Origin of the sequence: Stenotrophomonas capsici (genome assembly GCF_034961085.1) — a bacterium.
Lineage (GTDB): Bacteria > Pseudomonadota > Gammaproteobacteria > Xanthomonadales > Xanthomonadaceae > Stenotrophomonas > Stenotrophomonas capsici.
This window is the reverse complement of record NZ_JAYFUH010000040.1, coordinates 1-1,291: the sequence shown is the minus strand read 5'-3', so window position 1 is coordinate 1,291 and position 1,291 is coordinate 1. Positions and strand designations below refer to the sequence as shown.

At 61.1% G+C, this 1,291-nt stretch carries 2 protein-coding genes; one reads left to right on the top strand and one right to left on the bottom strand.

The window, feature by feature from the left end; all coding sequences use genetic code 11:
- Positions 1 to 256: hypothetical protein (locus tag VA603_RS01210; protein WP_323437697.1), on the top strand; the 256-nt coding region annotated here is incomplete at its 5' end.
- A gap of 69 nt (positions 257 to 325) precedes the next feature.
- On the opposite strand, the gene dnaA is transcribed toward VA603_RS01210, so the two are convergent.
- On the bottom strand, positions 326 to 1,291 hold a 966-nt coding region (gene dnaA, locus VA603_RS01205), incomplete at its 5' end, for a chromosomal replication initiator protein DnaA (protein ID WP_323437696.1).

Sequence of the window (1,291 nt, the reverse complement as noted above, 5' to 3'; positions counted from 1 at the left end):
TGTGGTTTCGTGCCCCTATGCTTTTAAAAGATGTGGGTTAAATCAAAAGCTTGGTGGTGCTGGTAGAGCCAGATTTGGTTTAAAACACACCCAAGTATTTGTTTTCAAAGGGTTTCTATACACTGAAACCCTCTGTACTACTGGCCCGGAACGGGTGGGGAATGCTGTGGATAACTTTCCGCGTTTTTGGAGACGCGTTTTTATCCACAACTTCCCCAACGTCTGCCCCCGAATCATGCACCGTTTTGTGCGATGACGCCTCTGCGGCGTCGGTGCATGATTCGTCCGGCTTCTTCCCTACGACCTATCCGGTGCCCCGAATGGCTTACTCACTCAACTTGCGGATGAGCTTGTCCCAGTCCTCGCGGAGCTTGCCGTCGGTTTCCATCAGCGTCTTGATCTGGCGGCAGGCGTGAAGCACGGTGGTGTGGTCACGGCCGGCGAAGGCATCGCCGATTTCCGGCAGGCTGTGCTCGGTCAGCTCCTTGGTCAGCGCCATGGCGACCTGGCGCGGACGGGCCAGCGAACGGGTGCGGCGCTTGGACAACAGGTCCTTGATCTGCAGGCCGTAGTAATCAGCGACGGTCTTCTGGATGTTGGGAATGCTGATCGCCTGCTGCTGGGCACGCAGCAGGTCGCGCAGGGTTTCCTGGGCGAACTCGGTGGTGATCGCGCGGCCGGTGAAATTGGCACGGGCGGTCAGGGTGTTGAGTGCCCCTTCCAGGTCGCGCACGTTCGAGCGCATCTTCTTGGCGATCAGGAACGCCACGTCATCCGGGATCTCGGCACCGCGTTCGCGTGCCTTGGCCAGCACGATGGCCGCACGGGTCTCGAAATCCGGCGGTTCGATCGCCACCGACAGGCCCCAGGCCAAGCGTGATTTCAGGCGCGCTTCCAAGCCTTCGACCTCGCGCGGGTAACGGTCGCAGGTCAGGATGATCTGTTGCTTGCCGTCGAACAGCGCGTTGAAGGTGTGGAAGAACTCTTCCTGGGTGCGGTCCTTGCCGGCGAAGAACTGGATGTCATCGATCAGCAGCGCGTCCACCTGCTGGAACTGGCGCTTGAACTGGTCCATGGTCTTTTCCTGCAGCGCCCGGATCATCGCGCTGAAGAACTGTTCCGAACGCAGGTACAGCACCTTGGCCCCCGGGTTGGCCTGGCGCATGGCATTGCCGGCGGCCAGCATCAGGTGGGTCTTGCCCAGGCCGGTGCCACCGTACAGCAGCAGCGGGTTGTGGGCGCGGTCGCCGGGCTTCTGTGCCGCCTGGAACGCGGCGGCCAGGCCCAGCTG